At 47.1% G+C, this 21608-nt stretch carries 19 protein-coding genes; 3 read left to right on the top strand and 16 right to left on the bottom strand.

What is annotated here, in order from left to right:
• Window positions 1-52: 52 nt before the first annotated feature.
• Both GXP69_RS15845 and GXP69_RS15840 read right to left on the bottom strand, forming a co-directional pair.
• Window positions 53-2428, bottom strand: coding sequence for a tyrosine-protein kinase (locus GXP69_RS15845; protein ID WP_163916097.1), 2376 nt, complete (start codon window positions 2426-2428; stop codon window positions 53-55).
• Window positions 2429-2431: 3 nt separating this feature from the next.
• A complete protein-coding gene (locus tag GXP69_RS15840) occupies window positions 2432-3196 on the bottom strand; it encodes a polysaccharide biosynthesis/export family protein (protein WP_163916095.1) in 765 nt (254 codons plus the stop codon).
• 306 nt (window positions 3197-3502) lie between these two features.
• Here GXP69_RS15840 and GXP69_RS15835 point away from each other — a divergent pair, with 306 nt between their 5' ends.
• Complete coding sequence (locus GXP69_RS15835; protein ID WP_163916093.1) at window positions 3503-4492, top strand: polysaccharide deacetylase family protein; 990 nt, start codon at window positions 3503-3505, stop codon at window positions 4490-4492.
• A 763-nt stretch (window positions 4493-5255) separates the two neighbouring features.
• Here GXP69_RS15835 and GXP69_RS15830 read toward each other — a convergent pair.
• The 6 genes from GXP69_RS15830 to GXP69_RS15805 all read right to left on the bottom strand — a co-directional run bounded on the left by GXP69_RS15830 (window position 5256) and on the right by GXP69_RS15805 (window position 11099).
• Entirely contained in the window at window positions 5256-5888 is a 633-nt protein-coding gene (locus tag GXP69_RS15830) for a class I SAM-dependent methyltransferase (protein ID WP_163916091.1), read from the bottom strand.
• A gap of 155 nt (window positions 5889-6043) precedes the next feature.
• Entirely contained in the window at window positions 6044-6253 is a 210-nt protein-coding gene (locus GXP69_RS15825) for a hypothetical protein (protein WP_163916089.1), read from the bottom strand.
• A 286-nt stretch (window positions 6254-6539) separates the two neighbouring features.
• Window positions 6540-7178, bottom strand: coding sequence for a hypothetical protein (locus GXP69_RS15820; protein WP_163916087.1), 639 nt, complete (start codon window positions 7176-7178; stop codon window positions 6540-6542).
• A 58-nt stretch (window positions 7179-7236) separates the two neighbouring features.
• The gene (locus tag GXP69_RS15815) at window positions 7237-7767 is read right to left on the bottom strand and encodes a CopD family protein (protein ID WP_163916085.1); all 531 of its coding nucleotides are present in this window, start codon (window positions 7765-7767) and stop codon (window positions 7237-7239) included.
• A gap of 744 nt (window positions 7768-8511) precedes the next feature.
• Window positions 8512-9885, bottom strand: a complete 1374-nt coding sequence (hemN, locus tag GXP69_RS15810) for an oxygen-independent coproporphyrinogen III oxidase (protein ID WP_163916083.1) — start codon at window positions 9883-9885, stop codon at window positions 8512-8514.
• A 242-nt stretch (window positions 9886-10127) separates the two neighbouring features.
• Entirely contained in the window at window positions 10128-11099 is a 972-nt protein-coding gene (locus tag GXP69_RS15805; RefSeq protein WP_163916081.1) for a DKNYY domain-containing protein, read from the bottom strand.
• 210 nt (window positions 11100-11309) lie between these two features.
• Here GXP69_RS15805 and GXP69_RS15800 point away from each other — a divergent pair, with 210 nt between their 5' ends.
• Window positions 11310-12482, top strand: coding sequence for an alanine racemase (locus tag GXP69_RS15800; RefSeq protein WP_163916079.1), 1173 nt, complete (start codon window positions 11310-11312; stop codon window positions 12480-12482).
• Between the two features lie 122 nt (window positions 12483-12604).
• On the opposite strand, the gene GXP69_RS15795 is transcribed toward GXP69_RS15800, so the two are convergent.
• From GXP69_RS15795 to GXP69_RS15785, 3 genes are all read right to left on the bottom strand, one after another.
• Entirely contained in the window at window positions 12605-13411 is an 807-nt protein-coding gene (locus GXP69_RS15795; protein ID WP_163916077.1) for a hypothetical protein, read from the bottom strand.
• A 97-nt stretch (window positions 13412-13508) separates the two neighbouring features.
• Window positions 13509-14549 carry an SDR family oxidoreductase gene (locus tag GXP69_RS15790; RefSeq protein WP_163916075.1) on the bottom strand — a complete coding sequence of 347 codons (1041 nt, stop codon included), beginning with the start codon at window positions 14547-14549 and terminating at the stop codon, window positions 13509-13511.
• A 3-nt stretch (window positions 14550-14552) separates the two neighbouring features.
• On the bottom strand, window positions 14553-15191 hold the full coding sequence (locus tag GXP69_RS15785; protein ID WP_163916074.1) for a hypothetical protein: 639 nt from the start codon (window positions 15189-15191) through the stop codon (window positions 14553-14555).
• Window positions 15192-15645: 454 nt separating this feature from the next.
• Between GXP69_RS15785 and GXP69_RS15780 the strand changes: the two genes are divergently transcribed.
• Entirely contained in the window at window positions 15646-15888 is a 243-nt protein-coding gene (locus GXP69_RS15780; protein ID WP_163916072.1) for a hypothetical protein, read from the top strand.
• Between the two features lie 31 nt (window positions 15889-15919).
• Here the strand turns inward: GXP69_RS15780 and GXP69_RS15775 are convergent, their stop codons facing one another.
• The 5 genes from GXP69_RS15775 to GXP69_RS15755 are packed head-to-tail and all read right to left on the bottom strand — an operon-like array spanning window position 15920 to window position 21594.
• Entirely contained in the window at window positions 15920-17311 is a 1392-nt protein-coding gene (locus GXP69_RS15775) for an alkaline phosphatase family protein (RefSeq protein WP_163916070.1), read from the bottom strand.
• Complete coding sequence (gene eboE, locus GXP69_RS15770; protein WP_163916068.1) at window positions 17304-18536, bottom strand: metabolite traffic protein EboE; 1233 nt, start codon at window positions 18534-18536, stop codon at window positions 17304-17306. Before eboE ends, GXP69_RS15775 begins: the two co-directional genes overlap by 8 nt.
• A gap of 12 nt (window positions 18537-18548) precedes the next feature.
• Window positions 18549-19742, bottom strand: a complete 1194-nt coding sequence (locus GXP69_RS15765; protein WP_163916066.1) for a 3-dehydroquinate synthase — start codon at window positions 19740-19742, stop codon at window positions 18549-18551.
• 16 nt (window positions 19743-19758) lie between these two features.
• A complete protein-coding gene (gene eboC, locus GXP69_RS15760) occupies window positions 19759-20667 on the bottom strand; it encodes a UbiA-like protein EboC (RefSeq protein WP_163916064.1) in 909 nt (302 codons plus the stop codon).
• A complete protein-coding gene (locus GXP69_RS15755; RefSeq protein WP_163916062.1) occupies window positions 20668-21594 on the bottom strand; it encodes a TatD family hydrolase in 927 nt (308 codons plus the stop codon).
• Window positions 21595-21608: the final 14 nt, after the last annotated feature.

The following is a 21608-nucleotide window of genomic DNA, read 5'->3' as shown; positions in this document are numbered from 1 at the left end:
AGCACATGCAGGCACGCCAGGTTAAGGGTATAGGTTTTAAGGCAGCCTGTTACTATACATAGTAGTAGGACGCCTTTTTCTTGTAGCCGTATTCGTATGTATTGCTGTAATCCAGGTCGTTGATGACCATGTAGATATTTTTGATTCGTTTGGCTGCATACAGCTCATTTATCTGGCCCAGCATGTCTTTGTCTGTGTACTTGTGTTTTACCACATACAGGGTTGTATCCATGTGCTTCATCAGAATAAAGTACTCTGACACGAAACCGATAGGAGGTGTATCTACCACTACATAATCATAATGCTCTTTCAGTTTGTCCAGCAGTTCGCGCATTTTAGGCAGTTCCAGCAGGCGAATGGCATTTTCCGGGATTGGTCCGCATGGAATAATATCCAGGTTTTCGATGCCTGTCGGCTGAATCACATCTTCAATCGGCAATCCCTGCATCAGGTATGAGGATAGCCCCGAAGCGTTGTGCGTGTCGAAGTACTTGCCGAATGTAGGCTTGCGCATATCCGACTCAATCAGTACCACGCGCTTGCCCGATAAGGCCAGTTCGCTGCTCAGGTTAACCGAACAGAACGTTTTACCTTCGCCCGAGATAGATGAGGTAACCCCAACCACTTTAAAGCTGCTTTCCGATAGCAGGTATTGCAGGTTTATCCTGATGGACCTGAACGACTCGGCTATAGCAGAACGCTGATTGTTAACAACAGCCAGTTTATCTGATTTGGAACCGTGTGCCACTACCCCCAGGAATGGAATGCTGGTAATAGCGCTCAGGTCATTTTTGCCTTGTATGGTGTTGTCCACGTTACTCATCAGCACGATCAGGCCAGCAGGAATTGCTAAACCAATTAACAGTGCCAGCATGTAGATCATTTTAGGCTTCACATTTATCGGAGCCGCACTTACCATAGCAGCATGGTCTACAATCTTTTTATCAGTAGTGTTGGTAGCGAGCGAGATAGCAGCTTCAGCACGTTTTTCCAGTAAAAAGTCGTAACGCTTGTTTATGAAGTCGGCCTGGCTTTGCAGGTCCATCAGGTGGCGCTCGTTTTCAGGTACTCTGGCCAGGTTGGATTCGATCTGGTTCATGCGGCGCTGCACATCCTGCTGCGAAATATCCGCTGAACGGATCAGGTTTTTAAGGTTGGCAACTATAGCCAGCTTTGTGCTTTCTATTTTACCCTCCAGTACCTGCAGCAGCTGGTTTTTCTGGGTGGCGTTTACTTCGTAGCCTGCTTTCTGCTTGTTCAGCTCCGAAAGCTCCAGGAACAGGTTGTTCAGGTTCGGGTTCTGGATACCAGCTACCGTAGGCGAAACAGATTGGGCAATGCCATCGCCGTTCTGAATCTGCTCCAGAATGTTCTGGTAATAGATCTTGTCGGTCGTGATGCGGGCTTTCTCAATTTCGAGCTGCGATAGTTTCTCGTAATGGATGTTAGACTGCACACCGATGTTAGCGATGCGGTTAGCAGAACGGAACGATGAAAGCGCCTGTTTACTGATTCTTAATGAATCGGAAAGATCTGCCAGTTGCTTGTCTATAAACTCAAGTGTCTTGCGGCCGTTCTGGTTCTTTTCCTGAAGATCGTTTTCTACATAGGTGTCCATCAGCGTGTTCAGGAACAGAATCTCTTTTTCAGGGATGCTGCCTCTGCTTACCAGCTGCAAAACGCGGGCTTCACGCTCTATCGGCGATACATGCAGGTTTGCCTGCTGGTGCCCAACCTGGCTATCTAAGCTGTTAACCACAAAAAAATGTTTTTTGACAGGAGCAATGTCAGCATCTTTGGCAGGGAACAGCGTAAAGCTCATGTACTTGTCCTTATATGGCTGCCCAACAGGCAATACCTTTGTAAATTCCACTTCCGGCAGTACTTCCAGTATGGTATGGTTCCGGAAATTATAGCGGGCTACATTCTTGCCTTTTACTTTCAGTTCAAACTTATTGTCAGGCAGCATGCGCACTTCCATCGGTACATCAACCAGCTGTGCCGACGAAGTATCCAGTTTGATAACGTACGGGGCAGTTTCATACTGTTCTTCCACCACAAGGTCTGCTATCTTATTCAGCCAATGGTCGGTGGCCTTATAGTAAGAAACATTAAAATCCAGGTGCAGCATAGCCTTCCGGATCATTTCGGTAGAGGTAATCAACCCGATCTCGTCTTCTACCTTAATGCCTTTGTTTTGTACCTCAAGTAGGTTTAGCAGCTCCTGGGCCTTTTTAGAGCCGGTGTGCTGGTCTCCGAGTAACAGTGTGGCACTATACTGGTAAATACGCTCCGAACTTTTGATATAGACATAAGCTGCGGCCAGCGCCAGTACACTGAAAATAGCAAACATGTACCATTTGGAGCGGAACTTGAAAAACCAGCTCTTCAGGTCTATTTCATGTTCTTTAGTATTATTTCTTCTCATGGGTTACTTTACAAAATTTAGGAATAGAGCTGCTGTAGACACCACACTCAGGATAGTGGTAACCACAACCAGGTTATCGCGCTTCACAAAGGATGTGCGCGGTTCTACGTATAGTACGTCGTTTGGCAGCAGGTAGTAATACGGAGATTGTACGAGCCCCGGGTCGCGGAGGTCGAGCAAAATAACTTCGGAGCCGTTTGGCGTTTGCCTGATAAGCTTTATATTCTGTCTGCTTGCTGTATAATTCAGGTCACCGGCAAGTGCCAGACCCTCCAGCAGGCTGGCCTGCTCATTATACACATAATAGTAGCCGGGCTTTTGTACGTCTCCCAGAACGCTTATTTTAAAGCTGATAAGTTTTACCACAACTGTAGCTCCAGTCAGGTACTCGTTCAGGCTGCGTTGTATCAGTTGTTGTGCCTGCGTGGTGGTAAGTCCAGACACTTTAAGCTTGCCTACGTTTGGCAGGTTAATATTTCCTTCAGAATCCACGGAGTACCCGCTCAGGTATAAACTGCCTGGCTCGGCCACACCAAATCCGTTTGTAGGACTGATGATGTTATAAATTTCCGATAGCTCACGTTCAGCGCTAAGCACTTTCACAGAGAGCACATCGTTTATCTGTAATTTGTAATCCGGAATGTTGGTGTTAAAAGTAGTAGGAGTAGCTGTTTTCAGGTTGCCATTCTGCATGTAAACCAGTTCTTTTTTAGAAATACAGGAACTGATAAATACCAGAAAGAACAGAAAGTAACTAATTCTTTTCATGATCAGTGGTTAAGGGTGTTTTTTTTAAGCCTGCTTTGTTTGCCAGGCTGGGTGCCGGTACCAAGTGATTGGATTATTCTGGTTAAACCGGATTTCATAATTTCAGGCATATATACTGCGATTGCTTAAAAAAGATGCTGAAACATTCAAATATTGTGATGCACAAATAGCAGAGTTTGCCTGCAACCGCTGATCTATACTATAAGGTGTGTTTGATTCTGAAAAAAGGCTATAACTAAGCTTGGCTGCACACAGTATAAGTCTGTAAATAGCCGGCCAAAGCTGGCAGAATTACCCTTTATTTACATGAAATCAACTATACGCAAGGCCATCCACCAGGTGGATGTGATGATGGCACCCCTTATACTTTCGGCGGTTAAAGAACAGAACGCCTTAAATACCTATCTTTTTCATGCCCTGTTTCGCGATAGACAGGAAATAGAACAGCAAATTGCCGACCCGCAGCAACAGGTTACTGTGCCCATTTTCCGCAGGTTTGTGGAATACCACAAGAGCAAAGGCTATAAATTCGTGTCGCCGGTAGATGTGCTAAATGGCCTGCCCCCCAACGATCGTTATGTCATGATTACTTTCGACGATGGTTATTATAACAACCTGCGTGCGTTACCAATACTGGAAGAATTTAATGTACCAGCCCTGATCTTCGTTTCGGCCAACCACGTGCTGAAGAACAAAGCCTTTTGGTGGGATGTAGCTTATCGCGAGGGTAAAAAAGCAGGTATGAGCGACGCTGCCATCGGCCTGGAGAAAAAGCACCTACTAACCCTTACCGACGATGCCATAGACGCTTACCTGATCAGTAAATATGGTCCGGATTGCTTTACACCAGTAGGAGATACTGACCGTCCACTTACTCCAACGGAATTAAATAAACTGGCCCAGCACCCGCTCATCCATATCGGCAACCACACTTGCGATCATGCCGTGTTACCTAACTATGATGCTGCTGGCATAAAAGAGCAGATTAGCAAGGCACAGGATATTTTAGAAGATATGGTAGGTTACCGACCAATAACAATCGCATACCCATGTGGCGAATTTAATGAAACAGCACTTAAGGTTTGCCGTGAGGAAGATATAAAGCTCGGGATTACTGTAGAGCACGCAAAAAACTTTAACCCTGATTTTTACGAGCCAACGAACCTGCTTACCTTAAACCGCTTCACCATATGGGGCAATGAAGACCTGATCAGCCAATGCGATTTCTACCGCTCTGATTTTCATGTGTTGGATAAAATGAAGGGGATGCTGAAGAAGCTGAAAGCAAAGGTTTGACTGTGGTTCTCTGGTGTTTCGAGCTGAGTTAAGGGATGTTATAATTGTTTATAGTTTCGCCTTCGTCATGTCGAGCGTTAGCCGAGACATCTTATATGTCCTATAGTTTACTTTATTGTCATTTCGAACATCGTGAGAAATCTATTACAAACTATAGTTGAAGTCATCATTCTATAGCTAACTATAGCAGGCATTTGCCACAAGCAGCTCGTACTATAGTAGCTTTTCATCCTGGGAGCTTTACTCACCTACAGTGCTATAGTTGCTTTGGTGCGCTCACGGCCGCGAGGCCCCGTCTTCGGGCATCGCGCGGTGTACATTTCTTTTGCTCCTGCGTCGCAATGCCTGGCGGCACCAGAAATCTACAAGGCGCTCAACCCAAAGACTGCGATCTTTCGATAGCTACAACTATAGTTTTCATGAGTAGCTATGGTTGCATCGCCTTTCCGTGGTGGTAGTTCCGTGGGGCAGGCTGCGCCTGCCTGTTCATGTTTTGCAGCTATAGAAGAACGGTTGCCCAAACTATAGTAGCCAAAAAGTCCCCCTTTGAAGGGGGTAGGGGGATGATTAACTATAGAACTATAACCTATACTATAGCATTGCAGCAATTCCCCTCTCGGGAGGGGTAGGGGTGGGTTAGAACACTAACTATAAAATTATAGCAGTTGCAAACAGCAGAAGCCCTAATCCCATAAATCCCTAAAATCCCCCTTAATCTTGATTCAGACAAAAATCACTAGTCCTGCCAACTACAACGCTTTAGTTACTTTTTTGCTCTCAGGAAATCGAAGACGTGGGTTGAGTCCGGGAAAGTTGTGCGTTCGGGCAGACCTTCGTAGTCAGTTTTATAATATAATTCTTTGCTGATGTCAAAGTTGAGCGGGTCCGGGGTAAGGTCGTGGTTCCAGCCAATCTGGAGCAAGCCGCCTGGTTTCAGAATGCGGTGCAGTGACTTGAAGGTTTGGATCTGCATCATCGGTGAATCAACACCATGTCCGAAAATGCCGTTTAGTAACACAATGTCGAAGCTGCTGGCCTCTACATACCTATCTATCTCCAGGATGCTGGCCACCAGGTGGTTTTTGCCTCCCCATATTATGTTGCACTCATCAATATCAACAGTAACCAGGTCTACTCCTTTGTTAAAATGCTTCAGAGACTCCCAGGTATAATAGGCGCAACCAACAAATAAGATGCGTCCCTGCTTAATTTTGGCAAGACGAGGATATAAGTTCTGATCCAGCCAGATACGATCAGGCTGTTTCTTGAAATAAGTGCTGTCGAGCTTGAAGTTGAGTAGGAACCAGCGTTTTACAGGTAAATACAGCTGATTTATAAGGGATTGGTTTACGCTGGCTGCTGGTGCTGTGCCAGTAATGGTAGCAGTTTCCGCCATTAAGTAAAGTATTTAAGGGTTAATAACTTTACTATACTGCAAAGGCAATCGTTTGGTTAGGGCAGAAATATGACATAAATACAAAAAAAGAACCACTCCCTGATGCAGCTTGCAAAATAAGGAGTGGTTTACCTTTGGTTTTTATCTTCTTGGAGCTATTCAATCCATTTAGTACGCTTTTGCTTGATTTGGCGCTGTTTGCGCTGCATTCTCAGCGTGTCAGAAGGCCTACGTTCCAACTGCTGAGCAAAACCATTGTTATGTTCCAGAATACTGCCTTTCAGCCTCCAGCCCATCGGAATGAAATCGGCCACTTCAGTAGCCAAAGTCTCTAAATCAGGTGCGATTATAATATTGTACTCCATTGTGTAATTACTAACTTCATGTACAAGATAGAGAATAAAAACACAGGTTGTACGGCCGCGCTACGAAAATTTAGCGAACAGGGTTACATTCTTTTTAAATTTTATTGTTGTAGAGGAATAATTATGTTTTAAAGGCTAAACCTGATCAAAACTATAGTTTAAATGCTATTGTTACCCTAATGCTATCAGGTCTTATGAGCAAAAACTATAGTTTGTTGGTCAGTAGCTGCTCATAAACTATAGCCGGTTATTGATAAAAGGATTTGATTTAAACCTGAGCAATAGTTTATGCCTCAGGCTCCTGACTCATGTCCAGCTTTATTTTCTCGATTTGCAGGTAGCTTTTAAACTGATGGATCAAGCGTGTCATTTCTGACTCTTTTGCATCCAATGCGCTTACTTCTTCATCCGAATCATTCAAAACAGGGCGCAGTCGGTTAAGGCTGTCCTGCATCTGGGCTACAGAAGTCACGATATGCTCGCGCATGGCCTCGTTCTGTTCTGTCTGCAAAGCAGTTTCCAACTCCTTTATGTATAGTTCCAGGAACTCGACAAGGTGCCATGGGTTGTTTGGCCGGTTCCAGGTAAACGTAATGTTACAGCGGCGGCATTTGTAGGTATTACAACGCCAGCCATGCTCGTTGCTGGTGATGCCGGAGCGTTTCAGCATGTCGGCGTGTTTGCATTGCGGGCACTGGGCGTTGTCTTCCACTACCTTCTCCAGACGGGCGCGTTTGTCCAAGATGGCGCAACGGTTCTGGGCATGCGTGTATAGTTGCTGCTCCAGGTTCTGGCATGCGGTGGTAAGTTTTTCGTGCTCCGCGCTCAGTTCGCCGGACTCAATTAAGGCATTAGCGCGCTTGCTGAAATATCGGATAAGTTTGATCAGTTCACGTTCGTTCGCTTTCAGTTCCGGCTGTTTCATATTGGTAAAGGTTGAGTTGCTGAATAGTTAAATGGCTGTTTTTACTTCTTAATCGATGTTAATTCTTCTCCCGTACACGTTTATAAATTCGGATAGCCAGCATCAGGATAGCTGAAAACAGGATTAGACCTACAATACCCCAAACCATGCTCAGGGTATTCTTCAGCACAACCAGGAACACAATACTGATCAGGAAAAGTGTGGCTACTTCGTTCCAGATGCGAAGCTGCGTGGAGCTATATTTTAAAATTCCCAGCTGCTGCTGTTTAAAGATGCCGTGGCACAGGAAATGATAGACATAAAGCCCCACCACAAAGCTTAGTTTCCAGATAAGCCAGTTGGGAGTGCCGCCATACAAATTCCACATGCTCAGCCCGAATATGGCCGTCAGCACTGCCGATGGCCATGTAATGCCATACCACAGCCGTTTCTGCATTATTTTAAACTGGTCCTGAAGAATGGATTTCTCCGGTTCAGGCTTCTCTGAAGCTTCGGCGAAGTAGATAAAAAGGCGCACGATATAGAAAAGCCCGGCAAACCAGGTTACCACAAAGATGATGTGCAGCGCCTTTACGTAAAAATAGCTCATGAACTATAGTTTAGGTTATAGCAAAGGTAGGTGGTAGAGTTTATAGTTAAAAGTTATTGAGCTATTGTCATCATTAGCATTCTTGAAACGTAATTCGAGGAGAGCCAGCGTAAGTTAATTTCTTTTGTCATTTCGAGTGTAACGAGAAATCTATCTCAAACTATAGTTTAAGCTATCATTCTATAGTTGGCTATAGTTGCAACTTGGCCCAAGCAGTTCGTGCTATAGTTGCTGCTGATCCTGGGAGCTCAACCAGCCTACAGTGTTATAGTTGCTTTGGTGCGCTCACGGCCGCGGGGCCCCGTCTTCGGGCATCGCGCTGCTGCCTTCTTGCTACCCTCGCTGCGCTCGTGTTGGCTGCGCCACCGCAACAAGTCAAAGGCGCTCAACCCAAAGACTGCTATCCTTCGATAGCTAACCTATATTTTGGTTGATCAACTATAGTTCTGTGGCCTTTCCATGGTGGTAGTTCCGTGGGGCAGGCTGCGCCTGCCTGCTCATCATTTGTAACGATAGCACTATAGAATCAACTATAGCAAAGGGAGAATTCCCCTCTTGGGAGGGGTAGGGGTGGGTTATAACACTAACTATATAATTATAGCAGCCAACAACAGCCAAAGCCCCAATCCTGCACATCATTTAATCCTTTAATCCTGATTCAGACAAATAAAAAGAGCTGCCCCTGAGAACAGCTCCTTCTTATAAATCGAAATCCAAAATCTTAAATCACCTTATCCGCTGGCCCTAGACCGATTTACTGAACACCGGCGTAGTTGGTTGTTGCGACCACAAGCGGGCATCAAGGCACATGGCGATGTTGCGAACAAACGGATGACCAGCTGGCAGGATCTGAATACCTGTGTTGGAGTACTCCACCAGCCCATCTTCGGCAAGCGGCTGCAGACGAACCAATGCATCTACAAAATAAGGGGCTACAGCTTCGTCCCACTCAGTTTTAAACTGGCACATCAAGTTTGTAATGTGCTGGCGTATCAGGCGGTCCTCGGCGGTCAGCTCATGGCCTTTCAGGATCGGAAGAATTCCCATCTCTACCGCAGCTTCGTAAGGTTCGACATCTTTAATATTCTGCATAAAAGCAGTGCCGGTATCGGAGATACTGGAGCATCCCAGGCCAATTAGCAGCTCAGTGTGGCGCGGGGTGTAGCCCATAAAGTTGCGGTGCAAAGCGCCGTTTTGTGCCGCTAGGTATAGTTCGTCAGTTGGAAGCGCAAAGTGGTCCAGGCCGATCTCTACGTAACCGGCCTCTTCCAGCATAGCGCGGCCCATTTCGTATAAACCACGTTTTACAGATGGCTCCGGCAGGTCGGCTTCGGAGTAGCGGCGCTGGGCTTTGCTCTTCCAGGGCACGTGGGCGTAACTATAAAACGCAATGCGCTCCGGACGAAGCTCTTTTACCCTTTCTATCGTATGGCGCACGCTGTCGGCAGTCTGCATTGGCAGGCCGTAAATAATGTCTCCGTTAATGGATGTGTAGCCAATTTCGCGGGCAGCGTCAAATATCTCTTTTGTCTTCTCGAAGGTCTGGATGCGGTTGATCACGAACTGCACCTTAATATCGAAATCCTGTATACCAACGCTCAGTCTTCTGAAACCCAGGTCGTAAAGCACCTGCAGTTGCTCGGCGTTGGTGGCGTTTGGGTGTACTTCTATACTTAATGCGGCATCCGGAGCCAGTTCGGCTTTCTCCAGTAGTTTGCCCAGCATCAGTTTCAGGTTTTCAGCACCGAAAAAAGTGGGAGTACCACCGCCTAAGTGCAGCTCAGTAATGCGCGGCCTCCTTCCGAAAACCTGCAGATAGCGTTCCCATTCCTTTAAAATGGCTACAATATAAGGTTCCTCTACGGCGTGGTTCTTGGTAATGCGCTTGTTGCAGCCGCAGTAGGTGCAAAGTTTCTCGCAGAAAGGCAGGTGCATGTACACACTAATGCCGTCGGTATCATTTGTCTTATCAAAAGCCTGTTTTACGTGCAGCATCCAGGCGGCTTCGGTCAGTGGCTTTTCGTCCCAAAACGGTACTGTTGGGTAGCTGGTGTACCTCGGCGAAGGCACGTCGTATTTGGCTAGCAGTTCAGTTGGTGTAGTTACTTGTGCGGTCATAACTTACAGGTTTAGTACAGTTGCCCGTTTTTCGGGCTGAAATTATACTGCAAAGGTCCGAAGTTGCCGCGCCGCAGGAAATGATATATGTCAGTAGTAGGGGAGTGGAAAGGGGGATAATTGTCAGGTTTATTTCTACAGTTTGTACAAGCTATGAATGAGGTGTAGTCGATTTTAAAGCCTGAGTTGTGCTGGTTTATTTATAATCTATCTTCCACTTCATTTATTTTCTATCTGTTGGTCTACAATGCTGTTGGTCTACAATGAATTCTCTCTGTTACTCTATAATTTTTTTCTGTTTCAGAAGGTTTTGAATAGTCATAATGATAAAGTTTGTCAACATAGCAGTCACAATGGTTGTCTGTCAGTATATAGCTCACAATTCTTGGTCCGCTAGACCAGTTTCCGTGTCTAAATGCATTTAGTGTAAACCCATTAATTTTTAAATTTTCTGTAAGTACACTTTTTTCATGTTGGTAATCATGTATTGGTTCTTCATTATCATATATATCTGTAAATTCCAATAATCCAGAATTGCATATATCTTCTTTTTGAAAGCTAAAATTTTTGTACTTCGTTTTCTTAAAATCGTCTCTTGCTATGAATCCAAATTCATAATTGTAATTTTTATCTTTCCCTTCAAAAGAGCTTGTGATTTTAAAAGTTTCTACGTCTGCACCGTATAGAATTTTATCCTTATTTATAATGTATTTCTTTGTCCTTCCCCAGTTATCGTCAATTGGGATAAATTCATTGATATCGTCAAGTCTAATTGTGTCACTTCCGTGAATTAAAAAGTTATCAGCCTTCGCCCAAGGATATTTTATCAATGTTATTTTATCAGGATCAACTCCTTTGATATCACAATCATTCAAGTTGTTATAGAAACCAAAAAAGTAAGCTGAGTTTTTGTCACGGAAAATATAGTTTCCGATAAATGTAAAAGTGTTTGGGTCTATATTTTTAATAGGTTCACCGTTTATAAACAGGTAATTCTTGTCTTTGCCAAACTCGAAACTGCAATCACAATCGAAACTCAACGGTTTAAAGCTCTTTGCATCTGCTACTTCAATAAGTCGTTTACCTTGTTCAAATCCCAATCCTTCATGCCAGTACTCGTAATATACTTTGCCGTCTTCAACTTTATATCCATGTCTACAACTAGTCAAAATTGAAATTCCCAAAACTAAAATTATTAATCGTCCTATTGTCATTGCAGGATGTCTGTTGTAATTGCTACCAACTATTGCATTAAAGTAAGCATAAGTCTATTCTGCTTATCTATACGAAGTTGACTATGATGTTAAAATCGTAAGCAAAAGCTAATATATAAACTTTATCAAATACCGTAGTAGCCCAAACTATAAAAGCATCTCTCCCCAAATCTTGGTAACTTCACGGTTTACCTTACTTGAATTTGACCGATGAAAATTACCGTCCCAACCCTGCTCCTCGACAAAGAAAAGTGCCTGCGAAACATCCGCTTGATGGTGGAGAAAGCCAGGCGCAACGGCTTAAGGTTAAGGCCGCATTTCAAAACGCATCAGTCGGCGCAGGTTGGAGAGTGGTTCAGGCAGGAAGGTGTGGAAGCGATCACGGTTTCATCGGTGAGAATGGCGCGGTACTTTGCCAACCACGGCTGGACCGATATTATGGTGGCTATACCTGTAAATGTGCTGGAACTGGAAACAATTAACGAACTGGCCAGCCGCGTACGCCTGCACCTGATCGTAGTGAATGAAGAAGTAGTGCCTATACTGCAGAAAGGTTTAAACCACAAGGTAGCAGTCTGGCTAAAAATCGATACAGGTTATCATCGTACAGGTATCCCGGCTACTAACTATAAAACGATAGACAATGCCCTGCAAACTATAGCTGCTACCGATAAATTGGAGTTCCAGGGCTTTATGGCCCACGACGGCCATACCTATAAACAAACCGATGCCGAAGCAATCCGTGCTATACATCAAACGACAGTTGACCATCTGAACCAGTTGCTTGAGCGCTACAAAGGCCAGTTTCAAACTATAGAACTCTCCATCGGCGATACGCCAAGCTGCAGTATTCTGGAAACTATAGTTGGTGTAGACGAGATCAGGCCCGGCAATTTTGTGTTTTACGACCTCACGCAGCAGCACATCGGCAGCAATACTTATAACCAGATAGCAGTTTGCATGGCCTGTCCGGTCATCGCCAAACACTCTGAACGAAACGAGATAATCCTTTATGGCGGCAGCGTACATTTCTCGAAAGACGTATTATCGCAGTCAGATGGCAGTAATTTATTCGGCAGAGTTGTGGCGATGACCGGAAATGGCTGGACTGATCCGGTTGAAGGCATTAACCTGGTATCGTTATCGCAGGAGCATGGTATTTTGAAAGCTACAGATGAGCAGTTTGCGAACTATAGTATAGGCGATATCATGTACATTTTACCGATCCATTCCTGCCTCACCGCCGACAGTATGAAAAGTTACCTGACACTGGAAGGAGAACGGCTGGAGCATTTAGCGGGCTTGCCGGAGAGCTATTTACAGTTTCCCAGACCTCACAGTGTCTGGAGGACCTGTGAGTGTCTTACTTCGGAGATAATTTGACACTCACAGGAGCTGCGCACACTGTGAGGTCTTAAGCATCACACAAAAAAAGAGGCGCAATATCCTGCGCCTCTTTCTTCCTGATAATCTCAATAATCTATCTTAATCCCGGTTCAGACAAACTACCAGTCGTTCTGGCGCTCATCTCGGTCGCGGGCGTAACTGTTGTAATCGGTGTCGTTGTAGTAACCGCCCTGGTAATAGCCGCTCATGCCATAGGGTTGGTCGTAGCTGCCTGTGCTTCTGCCCAGGTATCGGCCCGATGAGCCGTAGTCGCCGCGGGTTGAGCCGTATTCGTTTCGGCGTGGGGTACGCTCGTAGCCGCTACCCATGTAATTTTCACGGTCGCCGCCATAACTGCTGGTTCTATACTCATCACGGTCAAAATCAAAACGGCCCTGGTTCGATCCCTGGAAACGTCTGGAAGTGTAGTCGCCGTACATGTCGCGGTTACTGCCGCGTTCGTAACTATCATAATCAGCGTTCTGGCCGTGGCTGTCGTAGTCATTTTCATACCCGCGGCTATGGCCCTGGCTGGTACCGCGGCCATAGCCGGTGCGCTCGTAGCGTCCGTGGCCGCTGCTAAATTCTGAGCCTAAATCTGAAGACCGGCGCTGCGAAGAATATCCGCCACGCGAAGAGCCAAAGCCCTGTGCGCCACCATAACTGCCCATGTTGCCATAGTTGCGCGATGTGTCGTAAGTGCTCATGCCACGATTCGCTACGTTTCTGGAGCGGTGGCCGGCCCCCTCATCGCCCTGGTTGCCATAGGTGCCGGAGTAGCTTTCGTTGCCATAGCCGCCGTGTGCAGCATCGCCATAGTTATCGAAGTGGTATGTATCGCTTTCAGGATGGCGGTAGCGCTCCGAGCGATGCGATCTATAATTGCCGCGGTCGCTTCGGTAACGGTCTCTTTCGTTGTTGTTCATAGCTTTAAGTGTTATAGTTTAATTATCTGCCATTCAAATTAACGGCAATAGCTTGTGTAAGTTTGTCTTAGCTCAGTACCTGGTGATTAACTATAGGTTAGATCTCGTACTCGGGCTGCTTATCGTTGTTGCCATTCATCCACTTTTTAAGAATCATGTTGCCCAAAAACATCCCACCTAAAGCCAGCGAACCAGCTATGATCTCTTTTTTATGCATGCTTAGCCATAGTTGCGGAGAGTGGTAGGTGGCTTCAGCATCAAACGTGCCATGTGCGCCATGGTCGCCAGGGAGAGGCTCCCACAGGTTGTTTGGCCGGTTCGGGTCTTCGGGTATGTCGGTTTGCTGCCCTTTTATGCCCGTTTTGGCCAATACCCAATCGCCAACTTCAGGGGCAATCTTGTCGCCAATTATAGCCTGCACGGTAGGGTAGCCTACATACACTTCACGGCGTTCGTTTTCGGCAGCGTAAACGATGGCTTTGGCGGCCACTTCGGGCTGGTAGATCTTACCCATCGGTTTAGGCTTGTTCGGCAGGCGCGTCTTCACGAATTTGAACTGTGTCGTATTCATGGCCGGTAACTGTACCATCGTTGCCCTAACCTTACTCTTGTCGTGCAGCAGCTCTGATCTTAACGAATCGAAAAAGCCTTGTATGGCATGTTTAGAACCGCAGTACGCCGATTGCAACGGAATGCCACGGTAAGCCAGCGCTGAACCAACCAGCACAATTACGCCTTTGTCGCGCGGCAGCATGCGTTTCAGCGCCGACAGTGTGCCGTATACCTGACCCAGGTAGGTTACTTCGGTTACGCGCTTGTATTCTTCCGGCTCCATTTCCTTTACCGGACTGAATACGCTGTTCATGGCATTGTTTACCCACACGGTGATAGGGCCCAGTTGCTTTTCGGTTTCTTCGGCTGCACGCTCCACGGCTGCGGCATCGGCTACATCTACTGTAAAGTACACGGCCCGGCGGCCCATTTCTTCCACTTCCTTTTTAGCACCTTTCAGTCCGTCTTCGCCGCGTGCCAGCAAAGCCACATCGTAACCTACTTTGGCAAACTCGCGGGCTATAGACCGGCCCAGCCCCGCCGATGCCCCGGTTACGACTACTACACCCTTGTTCTCTTTTTCCATAGTTTATTTCTGCTTAGGTTCTGCTTCTTCTAAATGCACGAGGTAGGCGGTAAGCTTATCCCATTGTAACTTCTGCACACCAGCCCAGCCGCCTTCGGCAATCAGGGTGTTGGCCAGAGCACGGTCGCCGGCTTCTTCGCCCTGGTTGTTGATCGCTTCGTTACGCCCGATCTCATACCCGATAAGTGTATTGCCGTTTCGCTCTACCCTGAAAGTACTGCTGGCCTCTTTGGCAAAGAAGTGTTTGATCTCGTTTTCTTCGTGGGGTGCAGGCTGAGGTTTGGTGCTGGGGTTTACTGTAAATTCGGCTCTGTGCTCTTCTACTTTCAGGTCCCGTACATGCACCCAGTTTTCAGGCGTCGGCCCCGGTAGTTCTATCCGGATGTAGTAGCCTGTCTTGTCCACTGGCTGGTTTAGCTTGTTGCCAGTTTCGTCGAAAAGTTCAAAAGTAGAATTGATGCCGGGTAGGTCGGACCAGCGGTTTACATCGAACAGTTTTTGCTTCGATAGCTCAAAAGCTTCTTTGGCAGCTGCTTCGTTGGGGTAGGTGTTCTGGTTGGTGTAAGCCTTGTCTTTTGTAGCATCGCCGGTTAATGCCTCGGCTTCATGCTTTATTTTATTTAAGAAATTCTTCAGTCCCATAGTTTGCTCGTTAAGTTTGTTTTCCTGGTTCAGGACTTTAGAGTTACGCGGGCAACTACCAAGGGGTTGAAACTATAGTTTCCCCAGATACGCGAATTTTTATAGGTTAAAGCCAAATTATGAGATACTGACAAATTGTCTTGTGTATGGTGTTAAATATATAATTATCAATATGTTTGGTGTTTGTGTGTGAACTATAGCTATAAGTTATAATTGCGTCTTGAGTGCAGCTCATGTCACCTATGGCAGCGTTGCCAGATGCATTTGTAGGCGGGTTTTTATAAGTAGGGTATTCAGAAGTTTTTATAACCATAGCTCACGTTCTTTTTAAGCAAGATTTAGAGTGTTTATAGTATAAAGAATATGTTTATGTTGGTTGAGTAAAAACGCTGATTAATAGTGATATAAACTAAATTAATATGCCTTCGTTTTATAGTATGACAGCTTGAGTTTTATGGAGGAAACACCAATGTACATGGAAGACTTCTTTGCTGCCTTCGGCCTGATCGGGATTGTGCTGGGGATCGTGTTGCTGGCGCTCTATATCTGGAGCATTGTGTGGGCTTACCGCGATGCAAATAACCGTGGCAAGCCCGGGTGGCTCGTCGCGCTGCTGGTGGCTTTACTTTCCTGGCCAGTCGGGTTGGTGGTGTGGTTGTTGTTCAGGCCTACGCATAGCCGCGCACTGAACGAATAAAAAAGAGCAACTTTTATAGTTGCTCTTTTGCTTAGTTTAGTACAAGTTGCTCTGCCTGCAAATGTTGCAATATTATGTCAAATACATCGGTGGCGTGTAACTCATGCTGTGATACAAGCTTCCTGTTTTTGGTCAGTAATACCGGCCATTCGCCCTTGTCTTCGGGCACCCTGCCATGCGATCCTTTCACCAAGGTAGCATCTAATGGTATCACATCCATCACGGTTCTGAAGCCGAGTTTCTTCTTCAATAGCTTTCCCCCAAGTACTGCCTTCGGGAATTTTATAGTTGGATTGATGAACATTTCCACCGGGTCGAAGCCAGGCTTTTTATGGATGTCAACCATGCGGGCATAGTCGGGAGCTTTGGCATCATCGAGCCAGAAGTAGTAGGTAAACCAGGCTCCTTTTTCGGCAATGGCAACTAGGTCGCCACAGCGCTCGTGGGCCAGGTTATACTTGTTGCGTTCGTCACCAGCCAGCACTTCCTGCACGCCAGTAGTCTGCTCTATCAGTTCTTTTACTGATTCAAGGTCGGAAGCGTCATTCACATAAATATGCGCTACCTGGTGGTCGGCAACTGCAAAGGCTTTGCTTACGCCGGCATCCAGCAGTTCTGTATCGCGCTCGTTACGTACCGCAATATAACCTTTCTGGCGAAGCACACGGTTCAGGTATACTGGTTTGTCAGCAGCAGAGATGCCGTACTCTGACAGGATGATCACCTGTGCGCCTTTGCCCTCATAAAATGTTACCAGGTCTTCCACTACGGCATCGATTTCCTGCAAATCTTTTGTAATGCGGGCATCGTTAGGCCCAAAGCGCTGCAGGTTATAGTCCAGGTGAGGCAGGTAAATCAGCGTAAGCGTCGGGTTATACTTGTCGTCGGTTATTTTAGAAGCTTCCGCAATCCATTGGCTGGACTTGATAGACGTCATCGGTCCCCAGTAATTGAAAAGCGGGAAAGTGCCCAGTTTTGTCTGTAGCTCATCGCGAAGTTCGGCAGGTTGGGTATAGCAGTCGGGCAGTTTGCGGCCATCTGCCAAGTATTGTGGGCGTGGGGTAAGGGCGTAATCGGCGCTGGAATACATGTTATACCACCAGCACATGTTCGCCACTGTAAAGGTAGAGTCTATGGCTTTGGCTACTTCCCATAGTTTCGGAGCCTGCATCAGTTTATTAGACTGCCGCCAGAATTTGATCTCGCACTCGTCTTTAAAATACCAGCCGTTGCCTACAATGCCGTGTTCTTCAGGCCATTTGCCGGTAAGGTACGTGGCTTGCGCCGAGCAGGTAACTGCTGGCATGGTAGGCTGTATAGTTGCTTGTTGGCCCTGTGCCGACCAGCGTTTTAAAAAGGGTGTATGTTCGCCGATGAGCGAGCCAGAAAGGCCCACTACATTTATGACTACGGTTTTACGCATTCTCTTTGATTTGTATCTGTTGCAGTACCCACTCCAGTTCGCGGGCAATAGAGGTGGTCAGGTCGGTTTTCAGGCCCTCGGGCAGCACTTCCCAGGTATAGGTCTCTACTTCCAGGTGTTGGCTCAGTTCCGGATGCTCTGAGATATAGTTCAGCACGGTTTCCACATCATCCTGGGTAGACTGCAGGCCATTATAGTTTTGTGTGAAAAGCGGCACATGGAAGTGCGTTCGCCATTCGCGGGCTGTTGGTTTCTGGATATGGTGTAGCGCCTGTGGCAGGTCTGAATAAAAGTGGAGTTGGCCGTTCCCGTTACGTTCTACCACCTGGTGTAGGTACGTCGATTCGGCAAAAGGCTGTAGTTTTCGGGCCAGTTCGGTTCGGGCCACTTCGCTTTCCGGTAATTCTGCTTTTAGTGCTGAGCTTAACTGTATCTTGCCTATTTGTATGCCAGCTGCTTGTAGTTTGGCAAATGCTTCGTGAGGTTGCTCGTAAGCCAGTGCAAAGTGACACACATCGTAGCATACTCTTATATGGTTCAGCAGTGCTGTCACGGCATCATCCGGACTTAACCCCTTTGTGCAGGCCAGGCGCTTGCAGCCGATGTAAAGCAGCCATTTCTGGTAAAAATGGATTACCTCCTGCGAGTTCTCCAATAGCCCGTCCGGCTCCGGCTCAATATCCAAATGTATCGTTTTGCCTTTACTTTCTTTCAGGAACAAAAGCTCTTCGGTTACCATTGCCAAATGCAGCGCCGATACTTCAAACACTTCCTTAAAGCGCTCCTTGTTGAAGCCCAGCCATGGTTTGTAAGATAACGGCGACGTAGATATGCCACCTTCCATGCCTTCCGGTATCAGTTCCGCCAAAATGTAAGCCAGCCGTATCGTATAGGCCAGTCGGTTCTGGGTGGTCCAGTCGGGTTTATGCACGGCATCCTTTACTTCCTGGTGATGAAATCCGCCATATGGGAAGCCGTTCATCGTGAACACATACAGGCCTTCTGCATCCAGCCAGTTTTTAAACGCTGGCAGGTTGTCGCTGATCAGCAGTTCCTGGCTTGCCAGGTTCGAAAGGCGCAGGCCTACGCCGAATTGAGCGTCGGGGGAGAGCTGCTTCTTCAGCTTTGGCAGGTATGTTTTCAGGCTTGCAAAAACATCTTCCCAGTTTTCGCCGGGGTGTATGTTGGTGCAGTAGGTAAGGTGAGTGCCGTTTGGTAATAGCATGGCATAAGGGTATTAAAAGGGTACTACATATTCGGTTTCGGGTTTGGCTGAAAGTTGTTGATGGAACTGCTGCAGCTCTGTAACGGCAGCGTTAACGATGGATTCATTGATGTGATGTACTTCTACGCCGTGGCCTATCTTATCCAGGAGCATAATGGTCAGTTGCCCGCCCAAGTGCTCTCTGAACTCAGTTAAGCCTCTTAAAATGCTTAGTTGGCCGTTTTCTTTTGCAGCCAAGTGCTCGGAGTACAGGTCAAAGCCAAGCTTGTGGAGCAGGTTCAGGATATCGGTACAGGCACACTCAGATAGCATGCCGGCTAGTTTAGAATACACTACATCCAGGGCAATGCCGATGGCTACTGCTTCGCCGTGGCGCAAACTATAGTTGCTGAGCTGTTCCAGCTTATGGGCAGCCCAGTGGCCAAAGTCCAGTGGGCGCGACGAGCCAAACTCAAACGGGTCGCCGCCGCCAATGTGCTCCACGTGCATTTCGGCGCAGCGGTGGATCAGGCGGTTCATAACACGCATGTCTCTTCGGTTCAACAGGCTGGCATCTGCTTTAATGCTGTCGTAGAAGTCGACATCTTTAATAAGCGCTACTTTAATGGCTTCGGAAATGCCGCTTCGCCAGTCGCGGTCGTCCAAGGTATGCAGGAAACTACTGTCGTTAATCACGGCAACCGGAGGCGCAAACGTGCCCAAGAAGTTCTTTTTCCCAAAAGCGTTCATGCTGTTTTTCACGCCAACTCCAGAATCGTTCTGAGATAAAACGGTAGTGGGGATGCGGATATGACGAATGCCACGATGCGCAATAGCTGCCGCAAAACCTGCCAGATCCAGCACAGCGCCTCCGCCAATAGCTACCAGGTAAGAATGACGGCAAACACCGAATTGATTTATATATTCTAGCAGCTTTTGCAATACGTTAGGGTCGTTTTTACAAGCTTCGCCGCCCGGTATAATCATTGGTTCTGCCACCAAGTTAAGGGCATCAGCATGCTCGGTACAATAGTCCTGGATGGCGTGTACCAGAAACGGGTCTGCATCGGCTACACCACTGTCTATTACAAAAAACAGCTTTGCCTGTGATGTAGCAGCTTGTTGTACCACATCGCGCAGCAGGGTGTTTTCCTGCTGAAAAAGGTCTTCTGTAAAATACACGCCGTAGTTAAACTGTACAGCAAAAGATTGTATAATTGGTCTCATAGGCCTAAGCTATAGTTCAGGTTACAGCAAAACGTTTTGCCATAAACATGGATACAGGTAACAACAGGAGCATCGCCAGCCCATACTGCCAACCGGCAAAACCGGCTGCTATGCTAGCGTTCATCACGATCAGGGCCAGAATGCCGGCCTTAACGGCACGCATAATAAACTGCGGCTCCGGCGACGGCATAGCTTTAAACAGGGGCGGAAATACCAGGTAAGCGAACAGCGCCAGAAATGGTAAACTATACCACAACGAAAACTGCGGTAACAGCGCCAGGCTTGCAATACCGGCAAAAACCACCAGGTACAACGCCACAGCGCCTTTCAAAGCCTTTGTGCTACCCCCGTTCACTTCCCCACGACTGATCATGGTAATAGCCGAGATGTAAATGATCGGGATAAAAGCAATGAACCATAGTTGTTCCAGGGCTGCTGGTATAGCACTTACGCCCAGCAGCAGGTTACCTCCACGACAGCTGCCCATGTTAATCGGGCCGAGCACCGGGTGGTGTTTGCCTTTCCAGTCGTAGAGCAGGGCCAGACAGGCTACAGCAAAAGCTATAGTTGCGCTAACTATAGATACCTGCAGCGCTGCCGCTATACCTATAGTTAGTAAGGTGCCACCAAGTACTGATGCGCCGGCTATAGTTGCTTTGCGGCTCGGGATGGGGCGTTCAGGCCGCTCAATACGATCTAAATCAGCATCAAACACATCGTTAAATACCACGCCACCGCCATACAGACCTATAGTTGATAATACAAGCCAGGCCAACGGTTGGAGGTGTATAAAATAACTGCCTTCAGCTTGTTGACTTAATACCAGCAAAGCACCTGATGCCGCAAAACCCAGCAGGATATCCGCAATAGCAGTTACAATGTTGGCAGGCCGCATCAGGCGTATGTAAGCTCCGAGTGTAGTCATTTAGCGGATAATGTTGGATTCGAAAAGCGGGTTGGTTTTCAGTTCGCCTATAGTTGGCGTCTGGCCACCTCGAAGAATGGAGTTATTGAACAATTTCTCGCTTTGGTCTACTGTCGTATTATCCAGCCAGTCGCTTTCTTTCATCTGCCCGCTCTGCCCAAATGAATCCAAGGCATTCTGGTAACAGACTTTGTGAATATCATCTATGCTGATGCCGCGCTCCAGCATCAGGGCGGCTGTTTTAGGAACAGCCAACGGATCGCTGATACCCCAGTCGGCGGCGCTGTTCACAATTATGCGCTCAGAACCATACTGCTTCACTATTTCAACCATGCGTTCGTTACCCATTTTGGTGTTCGGGTAAATGGTAAAAGCCGCCCAAAAACCACGGTCCAGCACATCGCGCACGGTTTCTTCGTTGTTGTGGTCCACGATCACCATGCCCGGATCAAGCCTATGTTCTAAGGCTACATCCATGCTGCGTATTGTTCCTGCTTTTTTATCGCGGTGCGGGGTGTGTATCTGTACCGGCAGGTTGGCTTCTCTGGCCAGGTCCAATTGTAATCTATAGTATTTGTCTTCGGCAGCGGTCTGGTCGTCATACCCAATTTCGCCAACGCCAACCACACCTTCTTTGCAAATGAATAGCGGCAGCAGGTCCATCACTTCTTCAGCCAGCGCTTCGTTGTTTGCTTCTTTAGAGTTAAGCCCGATGGTGCAGTAATGCTTTATCCCAAACTGGCTCGCCCGGAAACGTTCCCAACCGATCAGGCTGCTGTAGTAATCTTTAAAAGAGCCCAGTTCTGTGCGGGGCTGACCCAGCCAGAAAGCAGGTTCAATAATCGCCACAATACCGGCTTGCTGCATAGCCGCATAGTCGTCGGTAGTGCGGGATGTCATGTGAATGTGCGGATCAATAAATTTCATGTTGAGATGGTTCA

The sequence above is a fragment of the Pontibacter burrus genome, from assembly GCF_010686685.1.
GTDB lineage: Bacteria > Bacteroidota > Bacteroidia > Cytophagales > Hymenobacteraceae > Pontibacter > Pontibacter burrus.
This window is presented reverse-complemented; position numbering and strand designations above follow the sequence as displayed.